The 17,716-nt window shown below is 49.9% G+C and carries 17 protein-coding genes, 1 tRNA gene and 2 pseudogenes; 7 read left to right on the top strand and 13 right to left on the bottom strand.

Annotation, left to right across the window (positions count from 1 at the left end):
• Positions 1-126: 126 nt before the first annotated feature.
• The gene (dnaG, locus tag ACT3RR_RS08335; protein WP_353503459.1) at positions 127-1,875 is read left to right on the top strand and encodes a DNA primase; all 1,749 of its coding nucleotides are present in this window, start codon (positions 127-129) and stop codon (positions 1,873-1,875) included.
• 164 nt (positions 1,876-2,039) lie between these two features.
• On the top strand, positions 2,040-3,878 hold the full coding sequence (gene rpoD, locus ACT3RR_RS08330; protein ID WP_353503460.1) for an RNA polymerase sigma factor RpoD: 1,839 nt from the start codon (positions 2,040-2,042) through the stop codon (positions 3,876-3,878).
• A gap of 80 nt (positions 3,879-3,958) precedes the next feature.
• On the opposite strand, the gene mug is transcribed toward rpoD, so the two are convergent.
• Positions 3,959-4,456 carry a G/U mismatch-specific DNA glycosylase gene (gene mug / locus ACT3RR_RS08325; protein ID WP_496200102.1) on the bottom strand — a complete coding sequence of 166 codons (498 nt, stop codon included), beginning with the start codon at positions 4,454-4,456 and terminating at the stop codon, positions 3,959-3,961.
• Between the two features lie 142 nt (positions 4,457-4,598).
• Between mug and ACT3RR_RS08320 the strand changes: the two genes are divergently transcribed.
• The 4 genes and pseudogenes from ACT3RR_RS08320 to ACT3RR_RS08305 all read left to right on the top strand — a co-directional run bounded on the left by ACT3RR_RS08320 (position 4,599) and on the right by ACT3RR_RS08305 (position 7,579).
• Positions 4,599-4,675: transfer RNA gene (locus ACT3RR_RS08320), tRNA-Ile, on the top strand.
• A 187-nt stretch (positions 4,676-4,862) separates the two neighbouring features.
• Complete coding sequence (locus ACT3RR_RS08315) at positions 4,863-5,393, top strand: hypothetical protein (RefSeq protein WP_496200101.1); 531 nt, start codon at positions 4,863-4,865, stop codon at positions 5,391-5,393.
• 136 nt (positions 5,394-5,529) lie between these two features.
• Positions 5,530-5,769 (top strand): annotated as a pseudogene (locus tag ACT3RR_RS08310) (tyrosine-type recombinase/integrase); the annotation flags it as partial.
• Positions 5,770-5,779: 10 nt separating this feature from the next.
• Positions 5,780-7,579, top strand: a complete 1,800-nt coding sequence (locus ACT3RR_RS08305) for a hypothetical protein (RefSeq protein WP_496200100.1) — start codon at positions 5,780-5,782, stop codon at positions 7,577-7,579.
• A gap of 263 nt (positions 7,580-7,842) precedes the next feature.
• On the opposite strand, the gene ACT3RR_RS08300 is transcribed toward ACT3RR_RS08305, so the two are convergent.
• From ACT3RR_RS08300 to ACT3RR_RS08290, 3 genes and pseudogenes are all read right to left on the bottom strand, one after another.
• Positions 7,843-8,340 (bottom strand): type II toxin-antitoxin system HicB family antitoxin, encoded by a 498-nt coding sequence (locus ACT3RR_RS08300; protein WP_496200198.1) that lies wholly within the window; start codon positions 8,338-8,340, stop codon positions 7,843-7,845.
• Positions 8,323-8,499: pseudogene (locus ACT3RR_RS08295) on the bottom strand (type II toxin-antitoxin system HicA family toxin); the annotation flags it as partial. The gene ACT3RR_RS08300 and the pseudogene ACT3RR_RS08295, both read right to left, overlap by 18 nt.
• A gap of 86 nt (positions 8,500-8,585) precedes the next feature.
• Positions 8,586-10,070, bottom strand: a complete 1,485-nt coding sequence (locus ACT3RR_RS08290; RefSeq protein WP_496200099.1) for a DNA translocase FtsK — start codon at positions 10,068-10,070, stop codon at positions 8,586-8,588.
• 135 nt (positions 10,071-10,205) lie between these two features.
• On the opposite strand from ACT3RR_RS08290, the gene ACT3RR_RS08285 reads away from it, so the two are divergent.
• Positions 10,206-10,571, top strand: coding sequence for a hypothetical protein (locus ACT3RR_RS08285; RefSeq protein ID WP_353503467.1), 366 nt, complete (start codon positions 10,206-10,208; stop codon positions 10,569-10,571).
• Positions 10,572-10,625: 54 nt separating this feature from the next.
• On the opposite strand, the gene ACT3RR_RS08280 is transcribed toward ACT3RR_RS08285, so the two are convergent.
• The 9 genes from ACT3RR_RS08280 to ACT3RR_RS08240 all read right to left on the bottom strand — a co-directional run bounded on the left by ACT3RR_RS08280 (position 10,626) and on the right by ACT3RR_RS08240 (position 17,703).
• Positions 10,626-11,108: a DoxX family protein gene (locus ACT3RR_RS08280; RefSeq protein ID WP_353503468.1), complete on the bottom strand. Its 483-nt coding sequence runs from the start codon at positions 11,106-11,108 to the stop codon at positions 10,626-10,628.
• Positions 11,109-11,123: 15 nt separating this feature from the next.
• On the bottom strand, positions 11,124-11,876 hold the full coding sequence (locus ACT3RR_RS08275; RefSeq protein WP_496200098.1) for an HvfC/BufC family peptide modification chaperone: 753 nt from the start codon (positions 11,874-11,876) through the stop codon (positions 11,124-11,126).
• On the bottom strand, positions 11,873-12,709 hold the full coding sequence (gene bufB, locus ACT3RR_RS08270) for an MNIO family bufferin maturase (RefSeq protein ID WP_496200097.1): 837 nt from the start codon (positions 12,707-12,709) through the stop codon (positions 11,873-11,875). Before bufB ends, ACT3RR_RS08275 begins: the two co-directional genes overlap by 4 nt.
• 18 nt (positions 12,710-12,727) lie before the next feature.
• Positions 12,728-12,994 carry a BufA1 family periplasmic bufferin-type metallophore gene (locus ACT3RR_RS08265; protein WP_034793372.1) on the bottom strand — a complete coding sequence of 89 codons (267 nt, stop codon included), beginning with the start codon at positions 12,992-12,994 and terminating at the stop codon, positions 12,728-12,730.
• 99 nt (positions 12,995-13,093) lie between these two features.
• On the bottom strand, positions 13,094-14,284 hold the full coding sequence (locus ACT3RR_RS08260; RefSeq protein WP_496200096.1) for a cytochrome c biogenesis protein DipZ: 1,191 nt from the start codon (positions 14,282-14,284) through the stop codon (positions 13,094-13,096).
• A 20-nt stretch (positions 14,285-14,304) separates the two neighbouring features.
• On the bottom strand, positions 14,305-15,072 hold the full coding sequence (locus ACT3RR_RS08255; protein WP_353504032.1) for an alpha/beta fold hydrolase: 768 nt from the start codon (positions 15,070-15,072) through the stop codon (positions 14,305-14,307).
• 155 nt (positions 15,073-15,227) lie between these two features.
• Complete coding sequence (locus tag ACT3RR_RS08250) at positions 15,228-15,497, bottom strand: DUF1471 domain-containing protein (protein ID WP_496200095.1); 270 nt, start codon at positions 15,495-15,497, stop codon at positions 15,228-15,230.
• Between the two features lie 161 nt (positions 15,498-15,658).
• Positions 15,659-16,966, bottom strand: a complete 1,308-nt coding sequence (locus ACT3RR_RS08245) for an ATP-binding protein (RefSeq protein ID WP_353503473.1) — start codon at positions 16,964-16,966, stop codon at positions 15,659-15,661.
• Positions 16,963-17,703 (bottom strand): response regulator, encoded by a 741-nt coding sequence (locus tag ACT3RR_RS08240; protein WP_353503474.1) that lies wholly within the window; start codon positions 17,701-17,703, stop codon positions 16,963-16,965. The genes ACT3RR_RS08245 and ACT3RR_RS08240 overlap by 4 nt, the downstream gene beginning before the upstream one ends.
• Positions 17,704-17,716 lie beyond the last annotated feature (13 nt).

The raw sequence follows: 17,716 nt of genomic DNA, 5'->3' as shown, positions 1-17,716 counted from the left end.
GCAACCCCACCGTGTATTTGCTCTCGCAAAAGCACACAGATCGATGAGTAGTTGCATACGCATGCCGTGCTTTCCGAAAGGAATGCGCGGCTTGTTCTCGTTTATAGGCTAGTGAGTAAGGGGCTTATGGCTGGGAGAATTCCACGCGTATTTATCAATGACTTACTGGCTCGTGTCGACATCGTGGACCTTATCGATGCTCGCGTAAAGCTGAAGAAACAGGGTAAGAATTACCACGCGTGCTGCCCTTTCCACCATGAGAAAACACCCTCATTTACCGTAAACGGCGATAAGCAGTTTTATCACTGTTTCGGCTGTGGAGCCCACGGCAACGCCGTCGACTTCCTGATGAACTACGACAGGCTTGAGTTTGTCGAAAGTATCGAGGAATTGGCGACAATGCAGGGTTTGGAAGTGCCGTATGAAGCGGGCACCGGTCCAAGCCAGATGGAGCGCCATCAGCGTCAGAGCCTCTACCAGTTGATGGAGCCGCTTGCCGACTTCTATCAGCAATCACTTAAACAACCCGTTGGCGCACCTGCCAGAGAATACCTTTCTCAGCGCGGATTAAGTGAAGATGTTATCGCTCATTTTGCCATAGGTTTCGCGCCTCCTGGCTGGGACAACGCCTTCAAGCGTTTTGGCAAAAATGCCGATGACAAAGCCTCATTAATTGATGCGGGTATGTTGGTCACCAATGACAACGGACGCAGTTATGACCGTTTTCGCGAACGCGTCATGTTCCCCATCCGCGATAAGCGCGGCCGGGTTATTGCGTTTGGTGGCAGGGTATTAGGCGAGGGTACGCCAAAATATCTTAACTCCCCCGAAACCGAGATTTTCCATAAAGGCCGCCAGCTATATGGCCTTTATGAAGCGCAGCTGAAACATCCGACACCTTTACGCTTATTGGTTGTCGAAGGCTATATGGACGTGGTGGCACTGGCGCAGTTTGGCATCGATTATGCCGTTGCATCCTTAGGCACCTCGACCACCGCCGACCACATTCAGCTGATGTTCCGCGCCACGGATAACGTGGTGTGTTGCTATGACGGCGACAGAGCCGGTCGCGAAGCAGCATGGCGTGCGTTAGAAACAGCGCTGCCCTACTTGAGCGACGGCCGCCAGTTACGCTTTATGTTTTTACCCGACGGTGAAGATCCAGACACGCTGGTGCGTAAAGAAGGTAAAGAAGCCTTCGAACAACGGATGGAGCAGGCGCTGCCGCTCTCAACCTTCTTGTTTGAATCGCTGATGCCGCAGGTCGATTTGAGCAGCCCCGACGGGCGTACCAAGTTGAGCATGCTGGCGCTACCTTTGATTCGCCAGGTACCGGGCGAGACGCTGCGCATGTATTTGCGCCAGCAGCTAGGCAATAAGCTCGGTATTTTAGACGACAGCCAGCTCGAAAAACTGGTTCCTAAGCAGGTCGATAGTGGCAATACCTATCAGGCGCCCCAGCTAAAACGCACAACCATGCGTATACTTATTGGGTTACTGGTACAAAATCCACAACTGGCTACACTTATACCCTCGCTGCAAGGATTGGAGCGAGCGAAGCAACCGGGACTGGATCTGTTTAGCGAGTTAGTAACCACTTGCTTAGCCCAGCCGGGCCTGACTACCGGCCAGTTGCTTGAGTTGTACCGAGACAATAAGTTCTACCAGCAGCTTGAAACTCTGGCTACATGGAACCATATGATCGTTGAGGATATGGTCGAAGAAGAGTTTCGCGCCACGCTGGCCAGCCTCTATGACTCGATCTTAGAGCAGCGGCTTGAAGAATTAATCGCTAAAGCCAGAACCCACGGGCTCAGCCCGGAAGAACGTGCCGAAGTTAGCTCGTTAAATCAGGTTTTAGCGAGGAAAAATTGAACGGCTTAAGTGCCGATATATAGTGGGACAGAGTCCCGCACGATGCCGCCATCGCGGGCCGCGGCAACAAGTAAACGCCCCGATACCCTAACGGGTAAACGTTATTGTTGGCGGTTTCGCTGACCAACACCAACCCAAATACTCTGAAGTGTGGATACCGTCTTATGGAGCAAAACCCGCAGTCACAGCTTAAGCTACTTGTCACCCGTGGTAAGGAGCAAGGCTATCTGACCTATGCTGAGGTCAATGACCATCTGCCGGAAGATATCGTCGACTCCGACCAGATCGAAGACATCATCCAGATGATTAACGACATGGGCATCCAGGTTCTTGAAGAAGCTCCTGACGCCGATGACTTAATGCTGGCCGAAAACCGTCCTGATACTGACGAAGATGCAGCCGAAGCTGCTGCTCAGGTGCTTTCCAGCGTTGAATCTGAAATTGGACGTACCACTGACCCCGTGCGCATGTACATGCGTGAAATGGGTACCGTTGAACTGTTGACCCGTGAAGGCGAAATCGACATCGCTAAGCGTATCGAAGACGGTATCAACCAGGTCCAGTGCTCCGTTGCCGAATACCCAGAAGCCATCACTTACCTGCTCGAACAGTACGATCGCGTTGAAGCGGGCGAAGCGCGTCTGTCTGATCTGATCACTGGTTTCGTTGATCCGAACGCAGAAGAAGAGATCGCGCCGACTGCCACTCACGTTGGTTCTGAACTGACGACTGAAGAGCAAAACGACGACGACGAAGACGAAGATGAAGATGACGACGCTGAAGACGACAACAGCATCGACCCAGAACTGGCGCGCCAGAAGTTCACCGAGCTGCGTGAGCAGCACGAAGCCACGCGGGCTGTCATCAAGAAAAACGGCCGTAATCACAAAAGCGCCGCAGAAGAAATTCTGAAACTGTCCGACGTCTTCAAACAGTTCCGTTTAGTACCAAAACAGTTCGACTTCCTGGTTAACAGCATGCGTTCCATGATGGATCGCGTCCGTGCTCAGGAACGTTTCATCATGAAAGTCTGTGTTGAACAGTGCAAAATGCCGAAGAAAAACTTCGTCAACCTGTTCGCCGGCAACGAAACCAGCCAAACCTGGTTTGATGCCGCTCTGGCTATGGGTAAACCATGGTCTGAGAAGTTGAAAGAAGTGACCGAAGAAGTGCAACGCGGCCTGATGAAACTGCGTCAAATCGAAGAAGAAACCGGCCTGACCATCGAGCAGGTTAAAGATATCAACCGTCGTATGTCCATCGGCGAAGCGAAAGCGCGTCGTGCGAAGAAAGAGATGGTTGAAGCAAACTTACGTCTGGTTATTTCTATCGCCAAGAAATACACCAACCGTGGTCTGCAGTTCCTTGATCTGATTCAGGAAGGTAACATCGGCCTGATGAAAGCCGTTGATAAGTTTGAATATCGCCGTGGTTATAAGTTCTCAACTTATGCGACCTGGTGGATCCGTCAGGCTATCACCCGCTCCATCGCCGACCAGGCGCGTACCATCCGTATTCCGGTGCATATGATTGAGACTATCAACAAACTCAACCGTATTTCGCGCCAGATGCTGCAAGAGATGGGCCGCGAGCCGACGCCGGAAGAGTTGGCTGAACGTATGCTGATGCCGGAAGACAAAATCCGTAAAGTACTGAAAATCGCTAAAGAGCCTATCTCCATGGAAACGCCAATCGGCGACGATGAAGATTCGCATCTGGGTGATTTCATCGAGGATACCACCCTCGAGCTGCCGCTGGATTCGGCAACCTCAGAAAGCCTGCGTTCTGCAACGCACGACGTTCTGGCCGGTCTGACCGCGCGTGAAGCTAAAGTGCTACGCATGCGTTTCGGTATCGATATGAACACCGACCACACGCTGGAAGAAGTGGGTAAACAGTTCGACGTTACCCGCGAACGTATCCGTCAGATCGAAGCTAAGGCTCTGCGCAAACTGCGTCACCCAAGCCGTTCTGAAGTGCTGCGCAGCTTCCTCGACGACTAATCGTTAGATTAAACGTCATTAAAAAGCCCCGCGATGGTGATGCCGTCGCGGGGCTTTTGCTTTTCAGCCAGCTCAATCTGTTACGCGTTTAGCGCGTCATACAGCTCGCGGTAAGACGCCGTCAGCTCATCCAGCGTCGCGCGATTCAACCCGCTTGGGTTCGGCAACACCCAGACTTCCGTGTTACCGATGTTTAACGCCTGACGCCCCCAGCTCACTTTGCTGATGCCAAACGCCTTACTGAACGCCTGCTTACCCAGCACGGCCAGAGCACGCGGCTGATAGCGCTCAATCTTAGCCGTCAGCGCCGCCCCGCCCTCGCGCAGCTCATCGCGCACCAGCTCGGTAGCCTCCACTGTCGGGCGCTCAACCAGCATGGTGATGCCACACCGCGTGTCCAGCAGGTGCTGCTCCTCTTCCGGCTTCAGCAAACGCTCGGTGAACCCCGCCTGATGGATAACTTTCCAAAAGCGATTATTAGAGTTAGCGAAATGGAAACCGTGATGCGCAGTCGAAAGGCCGGGGTTGATCCCACAGAAAACCACGCGCAAATCCTCGGCAATAATATCGGTAATCATAATGTGTCCCTAAGACGTATTTACCCGAGTTATCGCAAAAAAACGCAACAATGACAACAGTCTACAATTGCACATAAAACGCGCATACAAACAGAACACCAGTAGACCTGTAACAGCAACTTACCGTATAATCCCGCCCCACGGCCCCTTAGCTCAGTTGGTTAGAGCACGCGACTCATAATCGCTTGGTCACTGGTTCAAGTCCAGTAGGGGCCACCAAATTTTAGCTTTAAATTCAGTTAGTTAGACCACCTCTCCCGTAAGGTGGTCTTTTCTATTTCGATATAAGTGTCGCAAAAGTGTCGCATCATTTTTTCTTTCCTCCTTGATGCTGACTCAATAGTCATCATTTTTAAAAACTGGTATAGCAGGCAAGGTAAACTCTTTTCCTTTAATATGAGGCCCCATGGATATTCTTAATACGTTGCTAGAAAATCCTTTCAGATTTGCGGCTGGGGTTGTTGGAACAATTGTTTTATCTATTTTAAGTGCTTTTATAAAAGATTGGATCATTAAACTTTTTGGTAATTTTTCTAATCATTGGAAAAACAAAAAAGAACTACAGAAACTCAAGCTTGAGGCTCAGGCTGATGCACTGTTAAGTAATACCAACCTGCTAATCCTATATGGTTTTACTACTCTCATTGGTAACATATTTTCGGTTTCGATAATAACATTGGCTGTGACTTTTCCTTTTGCTATGTCCTCTGCTTTAAGCGTGAGACCAGAATATGCCAAGTATGCAAGGGCGACGTTATTTGAAATGGATTTTCATGACCCTTTGTATTTAGTGTCTCTTCTAATAGGGTTCATGGGGATTTTATTACCCATCTTCTTTTTATTAATAATATCAAAAGTTTCTCAACGTAATAGAATCCTCTTACATACGTTAAAAAAGCAAAAGAAAGATTGCGCTACATCTATAGAGCTACCATAACTATATTTTTTAAAATAATTTGTAATGGCGGGCCAAGTGCCCGCCGTATAGAGGTTTTTATAGAAGTGTTCCGTAACACAATTATATGCATCGCGTTCACTTCTCATTGGGATGTACGTTAGGGATCTTCTAACCCTGCTACTATGCTTTTCGCTCAGCATTAGGTCGAACTAAAATCGCCTTTCCTGATGGCCAGTTATCGCATGTTTTGCGTCATAAATTTGCCAGTCATTTTATGATGAACGGCGGCAACATTCTGGTGCTACAACGCATCCTTGATCATGTAGATATAAAAATGACAATGCGCTATTCACACTTTGCGCCTGATCATTTTGAAGATGCTTTAAGATTAAACCCTCTAAACAACTTTAAATAAGGATGATGCAATGACAAACGACGCATTGAAAGATTATTTAGATTATTACATCAAATTAAAAAATCCTGGATTTGCAGTGTTAATTACAGGCGAATGGGGCGCTGGTAAAACATATCAAGTTTTAAAAAGCATTCCGAAAGAAATACAATGTCACATTAGTTTGTTTGGTATAAGCAGCACAACTGAAATATATGCTGGTGTATTTGCAAAAATGTTTCCAGGAAAAAGTCTAATTAAAAAGACGGCAGGTATGGCCAAGGACTCTTCTGCAGAAGTTCAGGGGGTGACTTTTGGAGCAGGAGCTATTATCGGTAGCGTGCTTGATGCGTTGATAAAAGAAGAGGTTGATAACTCCAAGATCATAATATTCGATGACTTAGAACGTTGTAATTTAACTAATAAAGAAATTCTAGGAGCTATCAATAAATATGTTGAGCACCACATGTCTCGAGTAATTGTTTTAGCCCATGATGATAAAACTCAAGAAGACTTCGGCTCTACCAAAGAAAAAATAATCGGACACTCTATAAAAGTCAAACCCCAAATTGATGAAGCTGCTAATTATTTTTTCAGTGAATCTCCAAACTTAAATAACTTCATCGCTGTCAAAGATGAAATAATCAATGCTTTCAAAAAAAGTAATTGTCAGTCCTTGAGAATTTTCAAACATGTGATTAAAGATTGTGTCCGATTACAAAAATGTCTTGAGATAAGACACCTGAAAAATTTTGAAGCTATGAAGATTTTGTTTTCCAACTTCACAATAATGAATGTGGAATATAGATCTGGAAAAATGACCATTGATGATATAAAGGATATAACGGAAGATTATCAAATGTTCATATTCAACAAGAGTAGAATTGAAAGTGGAGAAATGGTTTTAACCGAGGACCAAAGTCGAATTATTAAAATCTTCCTCAAATATAATGAACAAGAGTTACTAAATAATATAATTGATTATGTCACGATAGGAAATATATTAGAATCTGGTTATTATCCGAAGGAAATAATTGCACAGAAACTAGATTCTAGTATATATTTCATGATCCAGAAAGAAGCACCGGCGTGGTTAAAAATACTTAATTTTGATTATCTAGAAGATGAAGTCGTCAACGATGCAATAATTGAACTAAACCATCAATTTGATAGAAGAGAAATCACTGAAATTGGTGAGATGCTTCATATGTTTTACGTATTAAACCTACTCACAAAAAATAAAATATTAAATGAATCATATGACACGCTTTTAATTAGAATAAAAGAATACATTGATGATTTACTGAGAGATAAGACTTTAACACCCTCATCATTAGTGCCAAATATTTTTGATGAGGACGTATATGAAAGATCTCATAATCACTCTTATTGGTCGAGTGATGAATATGAAGAGCACATCAATGAAGCAATAGAATATCTTAAAGAAAAACGAAATAAAGCACTCCAATTTAATTATGATAACTTTAAAAAAGAAATTCTTGACGCGATGAGAAATGACATTAAGAAATTCCAGATTTTATTCCTTGGAAAAGGGAGTGATATTGGAAAATACTCACAAACAGACATACTAAACATAATCCCAATAGAAGATTTCATAATTACTTGGTTCTTATTACCAAGAGCAGCATGGGATAAAGTACGTATGACTTTGAACTCAAGATATAGAAATGCATTTACACCAATTTTAAAAAATGAAAAGGATTGGCTTTATGAGCTTTGCATAACATTAAAATTTGAATCCCTCACTCAGAATGGCCTTGACCGATATAGAATTGAACGATTGATACCATACGTTGCTCTCAAACACATATAGTGTCGCAAAAACGTCGCAATAACTTAGTAATGCTGGCCAATATTGCCTTATATTTACAATTTAACTATATGATAAATAAATAACTTATTGTTATATATATAATAAGCATAATTCTCAAAATCGCTTGGTCACTGGTTCAAGTCCAGTAGGGGCCACCAAATTCGATTTAAATTCAAATATTTAAGCTACCTTGTCGGGTGGCTTTTTATTTCTAAATTAAAAAGCCCCAGCGGTTGCTGAGGCTTTTAATGAATCAGGAAGAGTTACTTAGTTTCACTTAATGCTTTGAGCGCCGCTTTCGCCAGAAAGTTACTGCGACTCGCATACGCTGGATGTTGGCTGACGAAAGTGTCGATTCTGTTGATAAGCAAGTGAGGCAGCGTCACGTTTATACGCTCACTTTTCCCCATGAACTTAGTCACATCGACTTCAACGAAGATCCAAGCGCCGCCCTGATAGTTTTCGTTGAACTCCGGATCGGCGCTCATTGCCTTATTGGTTAAGCCAGTGCTTTCTGGTATGGCCTTGCCATCATCAGCCAAAAATTCAAAATGGGCCTCAAGCGCTGACTTTGCATCCTGCGCCGCTTCTTCCAGCGTATCTCCAGCGAAGTAGCAACCGGGCACATCAGGAAATGACCCGCTAGCTGAACCGTCTGGATCTGCATGTATATAAGCTGCATAGAACATCGTGTTTCTCCTGTGCGAAAAGGAGCGCCCTTGCGAGCGCCTCCCCGATGACTTAAGTTTCGCATCCTTCATAATTTGCCTAAGTGTCCCGAGCTTTATGTCTTTACGAGGATGCGGAACTGTTATCAGTACTGCAAAATCAGGGTGCTTGAACTGGTGGTGACTTCCATTGATGCGTTCAAGCGTCCAACCATTTGCTTCTAACTTTTTTATCAGTTCCGAACTTTTCACCCTTCCTCCCTTTCGTGACCTGATGAAAAAATCATACACATAACACACACTAAAGGCAATTTATTGGTGTGTATTGTGTGTATATATCAGTTATCACTCAGTGGCGCTAACACTTCTCGGTTACCGTTATGTCCAGATGTGCTAACAATCCCCTGCATCTCCATTTGCTCTATTATTCGAGCAGCTCGGTTATAACCTATACGAAATTGCCGCTGCACACCTGAAATAGACGCCCTTCTTTGTTCGATAACAAATGCAACAGCCTGATCGAATAAGGGATCAAGCTCCTCATCGCCATCTATTTCAAAAACAGTTCCTGAGTTATCCCTTCCTAAAGCATTTATATATGCTGGCCTGCCACAAGCTTTCCAATATTGAACAACAGCATGTATATCTTGTTCTCTCACATATGCACCATGTATTCGCATAGGTGTTGAGGTATTAAAAGGGATATAGAGTAAATCACCCGAACCTAATAAAAGCTCTGCGCCGCCTTGATCTAATATACTGTTCGAATCGCCCCGGCTTCTTACAGTCAGCGCAATGCGTGAAGGTATATTCGCTTTAATCGAACTCGCCATTACCGCTGCCGAAGGCAATGTATTCACTAAAATGAGATGAATACCGGCGATAGAGGCTTTGCGAACCAACGAGTCGAGAAGACCGTTCGCAGATTCATCATTCGCTGCTGTTAGCTCAGAAAAATTATCCACGACAACGACAATATAAGGCTCTTTAGCTAGGTATGGCTGAGGTTTATCACTATGTGGTAGCCAGTAGGGATCGGGAATGGGCCGAGCTAGAGCGTCAGCATGCTCGATACGCAGGTTATAATCCGCGAGGTTGCGAACACCAAGCGCTGCCATAAGTTTGTAGCGACGATCCATCTCACTATGACACCAACGCAATGCATCAGTGGCGTAACGCATATCGCTGATAACGCTGGTGAGCAAATGGGGAATTCCTTCATAGAAGGATAAATCCAGCATCTTCGAGTCAACCAAAATAAAGCGCAGCGTCTCCAGCGTATGCTTATATAACAGACTCATTATCAGACTATCTAGAAATACCGATTTCCCCGCCCCCGTCATCCCTCCAATCAATAAATGCGGCATAGTTGTAAGGTCGGTAATCACGGGTTGGCCGAGACTATTTTGGCCCAAGGCGACAGCCAAAGGTGCAGCATTTTCAATAAACTCGGAACTATCTAAAACCTCCCGCAAATACACGGCCTGCCGGTATTTATTGCGAAGTTCTATTCCAATATATGGCTTACCGGGAATAGAACGCAGGACTCGCAGGCTCTCTGCTGAAAGCCTACGCGTTAAATCATCCTGCAAAACCGTAACCCGATTGACCGAAATGCCAGCAGCCAAATATAATTCGAAAAGGGTGAAAACCGGGCCTTGAGAAAAACCACAAACTTGGGCTTCGACATTATGCTCCGCCAAGAAAGATTCAATCATTCTGGCTATTAATACTTGCTCCGAATCATCAACTTGAGTGTGACCGGCTGGAGGAGGCGTCAGAAGATCCAATGGCGGCAGTAGTGTCGTCGTCTGTTTTTGCATAGATCCCTCTAAATACCGTACATCAGATGGTGATTCTTAAACCTTATCCTATAGAAGTAACATAAATGATCCACCCATTAGAAAATGTTACCATTCGCGCGCTAAATGATTCGTATAACGTAAAGGGACATTCTGATGAAAAAAATTCTGGGCTTTGCTCTGATGACATGCACATTCATGGCTAGCGCCGCTTTCGTGAACCCGATGAAATTCGATGGTTCAGAAGCGCAGAAGAAAGAGGTCATTGAGTACATTCAGGCGAGAGTGAAGAAGGAATATTGCGACGGGCAGTTGGATATGTGCCAGGACTCTATGCTGCGCATGATGGAGAAGAAAAACCTGTCTGATTTCAAAGCGCTGACTGAAGCGAAAGACAAAAAGATCATGGATAAAGTAATCAAAGATTACTGCAAAGGTCCTGTGGATATGTGTAACTACACCACCATCAAAATGATGTATGACCAAAACGAGAAAGCCAGCAAAGAGAAACTCGCCTGGTAAACTTGGTCATTGTTTAAGTCAAAGCCAGCCCCAAAACTGGCTTTGACTCCTGCCTCACACCAATCCTAACGCCCGATCCATCGACCACTTCCCTGCTCCGCGCGAGACAACCATCAGCAGCAATCCGCCCCAAATCAGGTGGGTTGGCCATGCGTCGGGATAGACAAAGATCTCAATAATCAGTGTCATAAACAGCAGGCCGCTGGCGGCGAAGCGGGAGAGTAGGCCAAGGACCAGCAGCACCGGGAAGGTGTGCTCGGCGAAGGTCGCCAGATGCGCGGCAATGTCATAGGGGATCAGCGGCAAGGCGTATTCGGTTTTAAACAGCTCATAGGTCGAAGGCTTAAGGGTCATAAAACCCGTCACTTTGGTGCGCCCAGAAAGGAAGAACACCGCTGCGATACCCACTCGGGCGACCAGCAGCAGCAGGTTGTCGCTAACCAGACGCTGCACGCCGCGCCACGTGGCATTCCACAATCCGCGCAAGCCCTGCTCAGCAGAAGCCTGAGTATTCAAAAATATGTCTGTCGTTTTCATTATTACCTCTACGAATTAATGCGCCATCGCGGCAAAAACGCCGAGATGCAGTAAGCGCGTGAAAAATGGGCCAATGTCTAATGCTGGCTCTGTAAGTAATGCCCGTTCGCTCGCCGCGTTAAGGCTCGCGCCATCGCGGCAGGCGGTGAGGAATGCCGCGCCGCCACGGCTTATCGGCTCGGCCTCGATGCTCTGTTGGCGCATCACCAAGAGCGCGCCCTCGCCGCGCCACTGGATGTTCTCCGGCGGCGCAGTTTGGTAACGGTTGAAATGCCACAGGGTGAAGACCGGCAGGCTCGGGTGCCAATGCCAGCGCACCGCGCTGCGAAGAGTTAAAACCCTTTCGCCAACCCACTTTGGCGACAACCCGGCCAATGCCTGTACCTCCAAGGCCGCTGTCTTTTTGGCGCAAAACACCTCCAGCCAAATCCAGTCGAGCCGCGCCACGTCAGCCAGATAGCCCAGTTCGGCGGCGGGCCGGTAGGTGGCAATAAATGCCGGGAAAAACTCGCCGTAGCGAATCAGCATCCCTTCCCGTGGCGGCTCCACCAGCGCGTACTGCCGCGCCATCTCGCGGAAGAAATGCTCACCGGTCAGGCTGGCGACGCTGGGGAAATTGGCCTGAAGCGCGTCGATGCAGCCTTTCAGCACGCTGTTGCGATAGACCGAGAAGCCTGGCTGCTGCTGTAAATGCGCCAGCTCGGCGCTGTTCTCGTCATACAGGGCGCGGATAAAAGCCTGATGGTATCGGGCCAGTTCGTCGTTCATCGCCAGCCTCCGTAGGTGTGAAGAATGTCTCGTGCTCGCTGCTGCTCCTGCAATAACACGGCGAACTCGGGCAGTTTGTCGTCACGTTCAATCAGCGTGGGGCGCGCGCCGATGCGCTGAATAAGTCGTTGATAAAGCCCCCAAACGTCGTCGGACACCGGGCTGTCGTGGCTGTCGATCAGCAAGCTGCTGCCGCCTTCGTCGCTGCTGAATCCGGCCAGATGAATCTCGGTAACACTGTCTGCCGGAAAACCATCGAGCCACGCGCCGGCGTCAAACCCCAGGTTGTGGGCGCTGAGCCACACATTGTTGATGTCCAGCAGCAGCCCGCACCCCGTGGTACAGCTCACTTCATGCAGAAACGCGATGTCATCCCACTCGTGCTCCGGCATATGCAGGTAGTGCGTTGGGTTCTCTAGCGAAATCTGCCTGCCCAGCGCGTCCTGCACCCGGTCAATATTGTCGATTAACCGGCGCATCACCTGCGAGGTGCGCGGCACCGGCAGCAGGTCCGGGTAGTAAGCGCCGTCCCACTGCGACCACGCCAAATGCTCGGAAACCAAGGCCGGTTTAACCTCGTCCACCAGCACTTTTAGGCGAGAGAGCAGCGCGGCGTCCGGCGGGGCGTCGGCGGCCAGAGAGAGCGAAACGCCATGCAGGGAAATCGCGTGCTGCTGGCGAATCGCCTCCAGCCACTCCCTGCGCGGGCCACCGGCCATGAGATAATTTTCACTGTGGACTTCAAACCAAACGTCCGCCGGACTGTTAAGCGCCTGCTGGTAATGCTCCGGCTTCAGCCCAAGCCCGGCACCCAGTTGAGTTATTGTCGTCATGGTGGTGGCCCTCTTGGCTTAGCCTTCGGTCAGTGAACCGTGGCCTTTTGGCGTCTGGATGGAGGTGCAGGTGCCTTGCGGAACCATCTTGTAGGCGTCTTTCTGGTAATCGATTTTGGAAGTCCCGGCGCAGGTGGTGCCCGCCCCGGCCTTGCAGTCGTTATCTGCCGCTTTTGCGACACCAAAACAGCGCTCTAAATTAGGGCCCGTGGCTTCAGCAGCTAAAGAGGCAGCGCTAAAAGAGATCAGAGATAAGGCAATAGCGGACATAGCAATACGTTTCATATAAAGCTCCAGAAAGTTGAGAGTTAAATTAAATAAATGATGTCAGACACAGCATTAACACAGCGAGATTATCTAATGTGAAATTACCTCCTTATTAAATTAAGCCTTAGCTTCGGCCAATAACGCATTAATGACTTTTTCTTGCTGTTGATAATTACCCTCCCCGAAGTTCTCGTAACGTAATTGCCCTTTGGCATCGAAATAATAATGCGCAGGCCAATATTGATTACCGAAGGCATTCCAGATGGCGTAATTATTATCAACGGCGACCGGGTACTTAATATTCCATTTATTCAGCGCTTGTTTTACGGCATCGATATTCTTTTCCCACGGATACTCCGGGGTGTGAATACCAATCACCACCAGCCCCTGCGATTGATATTTCTCCGCCCATTCGCGGACGTGAGGAATACTCTGCTGGCAGTTAATGCAGTCGAAGGTCCAGAAGTCGATCAGCACCACTTTGCCTTTTAACTGCTCTGGCGTCAGTGCCGGGGAGTTCAGCCAGGTTATAGCGCCATTGAGAGACGGCATCTGGCTGGACGGCGCCTGAATATCAACGGGTTGCAGAACGACTCTCTTGGCCGGCGAAGGCTTAAGTGTCAGCAGATGCTGCTCTAACTGCTGGCCGACGGCGCTATTGGTATCCAGCAAGCTGGTAGCCCCCGAGGCGATAAACACTACCGACGCCAACATCATCACCCCGGCCATCTGGCGAAAACGTACGGTGATCGCCATTTTAGCTCGCAGCTTGGCCAAGAGTTTGTCGCCGCAAAACCACAGCACGGCCAGCATCGTCGCGCAGCCGCTGCCGTAGGCCAGCAGCAGTAATCCACTCTGCCCGGAGGCTCCGTTGAGCATGGTGGTACTGAGAATGGCCCCCAGAATCGGCCCCGCGCAGGGTGCCCACAACAAACCGACTGCCCCACCGGCTAGCAGAGCGCTGGTCACCCCCCGCTGCTGGCGGCTGCGGCTATCAAGCAGGGAGCCAAGGCGCACCGCGGGCTGCGCAATCTTCTGGGCAAAATGCTCAGAGATAAGCGAAAGTGCCGTGATAGCCAGTAAGCCCAGCGCCAGCCAGCGGCCATATTTACTGGCATGCACTACCCACTCGCTGCTTGCCGTTGCCAGCAAAGCCACCAGCGTGAAGGTCAGCACCATGCCGATTAGCAGGGCGGCGAAATGGCGTTTATTGCTGCCCGCTCCGGCAAATAACAGCAGGATCACCGGCAGCGTGCACGGGCTTAACAAAGTGAGCATTCCGCCCAGATAAGCAATCAGAATTGACATGAGAACTCCCTGACCACGGGCTAGTTACCCGAAGTGATATTCACCGCTTTGAAAATGGTGCGGGCGACGTTTTTTGGGTCATACAGCATCGGGACGTGGCTTACCGGCAGCTCGGTCACGCGGGCGTGGATTTTCTTCGCCATCGCGCGCTCCAAGTCGGGGTTGATCATCCGATCTTTGCTGCCGACCAAGAACCAGCTGGGCTTGGTTTCCCACGCGGCTTTAGTGACTTTTTCATCAAAGCTTGAGGCGCGGATTGGCACCTGAGTTATGCCCACGATGTTCTGCGCCTCGGGCGTGGCGTCCTGTGCAAAGTCACTGGCGATGGCGCTGGCTGGCAGGCTGAGGAAGCCGTCAGCCCCTTTCACTATTTTTGCGCTGCCCGGAGGTGCCGGGAAGCTTTTCACCAGATCGGCGGTGGACTGCCCGGCGGACGGCGCGAAGGCATTGATGTACACTAAGGCTTTGACGCGTGGGTTATTACCGGCCTGGGTGATGACCGTGCCGCCCCACGAGTGGCCGACCAGAATCACGTCGCCCTTGGCGCGGGCAATAGCGCGTTCGGTCACTTCGACATCCTCTTTCAGCGAGGTCAGCGGGATTTGCGCGGTGATAATTTCGTAATGGCGCGACTGTAGAACAGGGATCACCTGCTCCCAGCTGGCGGTGCCGTCGGCGAAAGCGCCGTGGACCAGAACAATGGTGTGAACCTGCTCCGCGTGGGCGGAAAAGCCGGTCATCAGACCGGCGACGGTCATGGCCAAAAACGTTTTGTGTAGCGGCTTCATCATTTTCTCCTGAAATATCAGACCAAGGGACATGGGCGGGATGATTTTCCCGACGTAACAAGAGTAAAGTTGTTATGTATCTGGCATGTTTCGGTCTGGTAGCGGATTCTTATGTCTATGTATCTGTATGACGTAATAAATAATGAGATACACAATTAACGGTATATTTCGGCCACGCCGTAATAACTGTTATTCCCCCCGGCGGCGATAATGCGATACGCGCTGGCTCCGGCTTTATCGGCTTTCATGGAGAGGTTGTCATTTAATTCCGATAACGACAGAGCATTACTGCTGCTGTCAGAAACGGTGCCAATTTTCACCAAGCCCTGTGTATTATTGACTTCTTTTGCGGCAAAGGCAGGCGTGGCGGCAGCGGCGGTAATAAGCAAAGAGAGTGGCAGAATAACGGTGCGGAAGAGTTTCATAATAAGCCTCATAATATATCGATTAAGTTAAGTTTATTTCCGCCGGACCTTGTCTCGGCGGATGACTTATTTAAACGGATAAATGTATGTGGGCTGTTTCAATTAACGCGAGATTTGTTTTTCTGTATAGCGCCGGGCGGCGCTGATACATAAGAAAACAATTATTCAGTTAGGGAGAGATGAATTATGACCTGCAAACCCTGTGGCTGGCGATTGGCCAATTGTAGCTTGCCCTTCAACTGATTGACCAACTGCTGGGCGATAGCCAAACCCAACCCGGTGCCGCCGGTATCGCGATTGCGCGAGCTTTCGACCCGATAGAAAGGTTGCAACACGGACTCCAGCTCCTCCGGCGGGATCCCCGGCCCATTGTCGGCAATGACGATCTCCGCCGTCCCACTCTCACTCAGACTGAGCCGCAGCTCGGCGCTGCCGGCAAACTTCAGCGCGTTATCAATTAGGTTGGTCAGAATACGCCGCAGCGCCTGCGGGTGAGTCACCAGCGCCACGGGCTGCCAGGCGGGGATGAAAGCGACGTTTTTCCCCACGTCGAGATAGTCGCACACCAGACTATCGATAAAGGCATTGAGGTCGATTCGGCTGAACTTCTCTTCAAGATTTTCTGACGCGCGGGCATAGGCAATCCCTTCGCGCACCAGATGGGTCATCTCCTCGAGATCTAACAGCAGCTTGTCGCGCAGCTCGGGCTGGTCGGCCATTTCGGCACGCAATTTCATGCGGGTTATCGGCGTCTGCAAATCGTGAGAAATGGCCGCCAGAATTTGCGCCCGCTCCTTCAGATAGCCTTTGATTCTGGCCTGCATGGCGTTAAAAGCCCGCGCGGCGTAGCGCACTTCGGCAGGCCCGCTCTCCGCCATGGTGCTGGCTGACAGCGAAGTTGGGTCGAGGGACTCTATCGCCTTGGTGAACACGGTCAGTGGCCGCACCGCCTGACGCACGGCGAACCACGAACAAATCAGCAACAAGGCCAGCTGCACGCAGAGTACAAAGGGCAGCCAGTTGGCGATGGGCGTCGGGCGCGGCGTGATGTCGATGGTCAGCGGCTGGCCGTCTTTCAGGGTGAGGTGCGCCTGTAACTGCTCATGCTTGCCCGGAATAGCATTGATCGACAGGTGATAATTGGCACCCAGCGCCTGCTCCAGCGACTCGGCGGTATCCTGCGAACGCCACGTCGTCGGGTATTCGCCGGGCTGACCGGCGCTGAGCAAATAGTGGTAGTTTCCGCGCCCGAGCATGCTCAGCCAGGCCGGGCGCTCGGCGGCGGGCAGCCGGTCGAGAATAGCGACGCTGGTCGCCACGTCATATTCGAGATTACCCAGCATCACCGAGCGGGCGCTGCTAATGCGCTCATACATCAATAAGCTCAGCGTCAGGGCGTTCGCCAGCAGCAGGCCGAGCAGCACGATAATCAGCAGACGGGAAAGCAGAGAGCGCGGCCACCAGGTCATTCGCGGGCCTCTTTGATCACCACTGGCATGGAGAAAACGTAGCCTTCGCTGCGCATGGTTTTGATGTAGGCCGGCTCGCGGGCGTCATCGTTGAGCCGCAGACGCAGGCGGCTGACCAGCAAATCGATTGAGCGCTCGAACAACTCGGCGTCGCGGCCTTGAGTCAGATTCAACAGTTGGTCGCGGTTTAGCACCCGCTGGGGATGGTCGAGAAAGACCCGCAGCAGCCGATATTCCGCGCCACTGAGCGCCACAATAGTGCCGTCGGCATCCACCAAATGGCGCGCCGACGTGTCTAAATCCCACACGCCAAAGGAGAGCAACCGCCCTGCTTCGGTCACTTGCAGATTCGGCGGCAACATGCGCGCCCGGCGCAAAATCGCCTTAATGCGCGCCAGCAGCTCGCGGGCGACAAAAGGCTTCACCAAATAGTCGTCCGCGCCCATTTCCAATCCCAAAATCCGGTCGGTTTCTTCATGGCGGGCCGTCAGCATCAGGACCGGAATGGTGCGATGCTTGCCGCTGCTCAGCTCGCGGCACAGCACCAAACCGTCGTCACCGGGCATCATGATATCCAGCACAATCAGGTCCACCGGCTGGGTTTCCAGCAAGGCGCGCATCTGCTTGCCGTTGGCCGCCACGCTGGTGCGCAACCCGGCTTTTTGCAGGTAATCGGCGATAAGGTCACGAATATCGCGGTCATCATCCACGATCAGAATATGGTCAATATGATCCACGGAAAGGTCCATT

This window comes from Ewingella sp. AOP8-B2-18, from assembly GCF_052376015.1.
Lineage (GTDB): Bacteria > Pseudomonadota > Gammaproteobacteria > Enterobacterales > Enterobacteriaceae > Ewingella > Ewingella allii.
This window is presented reverse-complemented; position numbering and strand designations above follow the sequence as displayed.